Origin of the sequence: Mesorhizobium sp. M7A.F.Ca.US.014.04.1.1 (genome assembly GCF_003998745.1) — a bacterium.
In the GTDB taxonomy this organism is placed as follows: domain Bacteria; phylum Pseudomonadota; class Alphaproteobacteria; order Rhizobiales; family Rhizobiaceae; genus Mesorhizobium; species Mesorhizobium ciceri.
The window spans coordinates 1-4,343 of sequence record NZ_RZRW01000480.1 but is presented as its reverse complement, the minus strand read 5'-3'; the positions used below and the strand labels follow the sequence as shown (position 1 = coordinate 4,343).

5 protein-coding genes are annotated in these 4,343 nt (G+C 63.5%); 1 reads left to right on the top strand and 4 read right to left on the bottom strand.

All coding sequences use genetic code 11. The features are described from left to right. From EOA22_RS25550 to EOA22_RS25535, 4 genes are all read right to left on the bottom strand, one after another. Positions 1 to 975: hypothetical protein (locus tag EOA22_RS25550; protein WP_063169892.1), on the bottom strand; the 975-nt coding region annotated here is incomplete at its 3' end. Beyond that, positions 972 to 1,406: a lasso peptide biosynthesis B2 protein gene (locus tag EOA22_RS25545; RefSeq protein ID WP_063169891.1), complete on the bottom strand. Its 435-nt coding sequence runs from the start codon at positions 1,404 to 1,406 to the stop codon at positions 972 to 974. The genes EOA22_RS25545 and EOA22_RS25550, both read right to left, overlap by 4 nt. Then, entirely contained in the window at positions 1,406 to 1,690 is a 285-nt protein-coding gene (locus EOA22_RS25540) for a PqqD family protein (protein ID WP_013528093.1), read from the bottom strand. The genes EOA22_RS25545 and EOA22_RS25540 overlap by 1 nt, the downstream gene beginning before the upstream one ends. Before the next feature lie 444 nt (positions 1,691 to 2,134). Further along, on the bottom strand, positions 2,135 to 2,947 hold the full coding sequence (locus EOA22_RS25535; RefSeq protein ID WP_245478685.1) for a DUF2259 domain-containing protein: 813 nt from the start codon (positions 2,945 to 2,947) through the stop codon (positions 2,135 to 2,137). A gap of 143 nt (positions 2,948 to 3,090) precedes the next feature. On the opposite strand from EOA22_RS25535, the gene EOA22_RS25530 reads away from it, so the two are divergent. Then, positions 3,091 to 4,343 (top strand): AMP-binding protein (locus tag EOA22_RS25530; RefSeq protein WP_127390299.1); only part of this gene is annotated, 1,253 nt, incomplete at its 3' end.

The following is a 4,343-nucleotide window of genomic DNA, read 5'->3' as shown; positions in this document are numbered from 1 at the left end:
ATCCAGGGTGCCGCGGATCAGCGCCGCAGCGTCAGCCGGGCGCGCGCCTACTTCGAGCTGGAAGGTCGGCACCGCATTGACCAGCCCGGCGATGGTCGCCAGCCTGCGCTTCTGCATCGGCAGCAGCCCGGTCATGCCGGTGCGGACATTGTCGACTGCCAGCGCCACCATCGCGTCGGTCCTGGCCATGGCGACGAGCCGGGTCTGCCCGTCGGCGGAACGCGCCAGGTGCAGAAGCGCCGCCACCGGCCGGGCGGATGCGTTTTCCACCCGGATGATACCGCCCAACCGTTCTAACGAGACCGGCTGTTCGCCGTTGCGATCCCACGTCTGGCCAAGGCATGGCGCCACCTGCGGGATCATTTCGGCAGTCTTCCGGTGGATTTTGACGGCGCGCGGCAAGCCCCAGGCTACAACCTTGCCCGAAGCGACATTCAGGATCATGGCGTCGTCGGAGCAGAGGCCAAAGCCCTGTGTTGCCAGCGCCAGCGACGTCGTGGTCTTGCCGGTGCCGCTCGGGGCGTGGATCAGCACCACCGCATCGCGGTCAGGCAAGGTCAGCCCGGCCGTATGCAGCATATGCTGGCCACCGGCGTCGAGCGCGGCATCCAGGACCAACATCGACGGCGTCCAGGCGGCTTTCGTACCGGTGCTAATCCGGAGTTCGGCCCAACCTTCCCCACCATTGATCGCAACGGTTTGGCGCCCGGGAAAGACCAGATGGACAATGCCGCCATCCTCGATCATCCGGCAGGGACCATCCTCCGGCACCTCGCCATCGAAGACCAGGGATCCATTGGGTGTCTCGTCCAGCGTGTCTGTTTCGGTGATCTCAAGACGAAAGTCCGGCGCGACGGGTTCCCCTATGCGCAGGCTGCCCAGCATCCGGTCGAAATCCTGCCACAGCTCGGAGCGCTCGGCCGATATGCCAAGGATCAGGCCGTTGAGGCCATAGCAGGCTGAAGGTCTGGTCAAGCGGGACGCGCCTTTACGGCATCGGCATGATGACGATAGATCTCGACCATGCCGGGAAGCTTGTCGCTGACCACCGGCTTGCCGTCGAGGCAGACCCAGCAATGCGCCGATAGACGCTGCGCTTGCATCGACTGCGGTTCGACGCCGAAGCGCAGGTCCGGATCGAAGCCGGCTAGTCGCAGGAAACGATGACCGAGCAGACCTTCCCTCAAGCACCTGCGGTCACGCATCAGCCAGGGGTGGCGGACCGTGCGGTTGACGCTCTCGACGATGTAGGCGGACGGCAGACCGCGATAGGGCGTCGACGAGGCGAGCGGCGCCCATCTGAGCACCTCCTCGAAGCTCCGGTTGGTGACAAGGACCGGCATCAGCCGCGCGCTCGCCCAGAGATGGCAGCGAAAAAGAGCGCGCAGGAGCGGGCCGTCAGCCATCAAGCACCTGGCGCGGCGAGGATACCTTCCGAGATCAGATCCGTGGCCAGTGCCGCCATGTCCTGATCGAGCGTCCCCTTGTCGACCTCGAACTCCTCGCACAGCAGGTCGACGATCTGGTCGAGGTTGCGCGCGCCGTCCACCTTGTCGAGAAAGGCTTCGGTCGTGCCGTTGCATGTATAGAGCTGGCCGCTGCGCGCCAAAAGCACGACTGCGCCATCGCCCACATGCTGCACCGAGGCATCCTCGGCCAGCCGCAGAACGGTTCCAGAGACTATTTCCACCACGCCCCCTCCAAGCCATGCTCATCCCGGAAATCAGATAGCGCGGAGGTGGAGCGCTGTCTATCGGCCGATCACGGGAGCCCGGTGCACGGACCAACGGCCTTGCTGACAGATTCTCCGCGCCAGTCGCGTTAGAACCTGCTCGGTTGCGTCTTCCCGGCCGCATTCGGCCCAGAAATAGTTATCGATGAAACGTGACAAACAGCGGGCTGCCGGCAGCGGACGTTGCATTTCTTCCCCTAAGTAAGGTAAAACCTGCCTGGGTATTGGGGAGATAGCGTATGCGTTACAATTGGGAGCGAGCTCCGACGAGCTTCGAACGTCATAGAAAAGCGCTGGCGACAGCCATTTTGATCGCTGGCGGCATTGGCCTCATGCTTGTGGCCCTGCCGATCTAGAAACAACCTTCAGACAGATCGGCTGCCAGCGCTTGGGCGTGACCTCTCAGCGTGGCTCCCCGGTCACCGCGAGGAAGCGGCGATCGCGCCCCTCGAAACCCTGGCTGAAACGCTGCACCAGCACAACGATCACCGCCGGCTTGCCGGCCGGGGTAAGTTCGTAGGATTCCGACAGGCTGTAGGAGGTCGGGCAGTTTCTTGAGCCCGGCACGGTCTTGTCCTCGTGCAGGATCTTGAACGGCTTGCCGTCCTGGCCTTGCAGCGTCAGCCGGAAGCCGAGTGCCTTGCCAGATGTGTCGCGCTGCTCCGTCGTTGCGAAACTCGCCGAACAATCGCTCGTGCTGGCTGCCAGGATCTCGTCGAGCTGGATGGTCGAAACGCCCGTTTCGCCATGGAGCGGCGACAGCCATTTCTGCGACACCTGTTCGAGGCGGGAGATGTCGTTGTAGGCAACCATTTCACCCGGAAAGGTGAATTTGTCGGACGCTGTCTGCTCGGCTGGGGATGTGATTGCATAATGGGCGAGAATGGGCGCCGCCTGAGCGGCGGCCTGCGCCCTCGCCTGCTCCAGCGTCAGTGTCGCCTCCTCCGTCTCATCGACGACGAGGATCGGCTTACCGCCAACGAACCGATCCGTACGGGTATCGATGACGTCGATCTCAGACCAGCCGGAGTCCGAGGCGCCGGCGTCGAGCGTTCCATATTGCTCGAAGGCGAAATAAGCGCCATCCGGCGAAAAGCCGATGATGTGCCGTGCCGCGGCATCGCCGGCTTCAGCGGTTCCGGTGGACATAGCAAGTACGGCGCCCATGACCGATGATAGCGAAAAGCGCCCGATGATCCGCACAGCAGCAGACATCACCACCCCAGTCCCGTCTCGCAGTTCATAACTGCTTGCCCCCAAGCGCCAGGTCGATGCCGTCGTCACAATGGCGTGGATTTGCGGCCAAGGGTAGAGCGCGCTATCTGGAAGGAAGAAAAACATTTCCCGGGGAGGTATGGATGGCTTCACGCTATCACGAGGTCTATGAAGGCTGGAAACGCGATCCGGAACAATTCTGGGCGGATGCGGCCGGCGCCATCGACTGGTATTCGCCCTGGGACAAGGTGTTCGACGCCAATGCCGGTGTCTATGGCCGCTGGTTCACCGGCGCCACCTGCAACACCTGCTACAATGCCATCGACCGCCACGTCGCCGGCGGCCGCGCCGACCAGATCGCGCTGATCCATGACAGTGCGATTGCCGGAACCGTGAAAAAGTTCACTTATGCCGAGCTGAAGCGCGAGGTCGTCGCGCTGACTTCGGTGCTGAAGAACCGCGGCATCGGCAAGGGTGACCGCGTCATCATCTACATGCCGATGGTGGCCGAGGCGGCCATCGCCATGCTCGCCTGCGCCCGCATCGGCGCGGTGCATTCGGTGGTCTTCGGCGGCTTCGCCTCGCATGAGCTTGCCACCCGCATCGACGATGCCAGGCCGAAGCTGATCATTTCGGCATCCTGTGGCCTGGAGCCAGGCCGCGTCGTTGCCTACAAGCCGTTGCTCGACAAGGCGATCGAGATCTCCCGCCACAAGCCGGACGCCTGCCTGATCCTGCAGCGCGACCAGTTGCGCTGCGAGTTGAAGGAGCATTTCGACATCGACTACGCCGATGCCGTCGCCCGCGAACGGGCAGCGGGCGCCAATGTCGACTGCGTGCCGGTGCTTGCCACCGATCCGCTCTACATCATCTACACATCGGGCACGACCGGGCAGCCCAAGGGCATCGTGCGCGACAATGGCGGCCATATGGTCGCACTGAAATGGACGATGGAAAACGAGTTCGGCGTCAAGCCGGGCGAGGTGTTCTGGGCGGCATCCGATGTCGGCTGGGTGGTCGGCCATTCCTACATCGTCTACGGACCGCTGCTGCATGGCTGCACCAGCATCCTGTTCGAGGGCAAGCCTGTCGGCACGCCCGATGCCGGCACCTACTGGCGGGTGATAGCGGAGCATGGCGTGGTCGCGCTGTTCACCGCGCCGACCGCATTCCGCGCCATCAAGGGGCAGGACCCGAAGGGCGAGTTCATTGCCAAACACGACCTCTCGAAGTTCCGCACGCTGTTTCTTGCCGGCGAGCGCGCCGACCCGGAAACCATCAAATGGGCGGAGCAGAAGCTGAATGTGCCTGTGGTCGACCATTGGTGGCAGACAGAGACCGGCTCGCCGATGACGATCAATCCCGGCGGCCTTGGCCTGCTGCCGGTGAAATGCGG

Bases quoted from the DNA above. Each gene is read 5' to 3' on its own strand.
- EOA22_RS25545 (WP_063169891.1), bottom strand. From the start codon at position 1,406: ATGGCTGACGGCCCGCTCCTGCGCGCTCTTTTTCGCTGCCATCTCTGG.
- EOA22_RS25535 (WP_245478685.1), bottom strand. From the start codon at position 2,947: ATGTCTGCTGCTGTGCGGATCATCGGGCGCTTTTCGCTATCATCGGTC.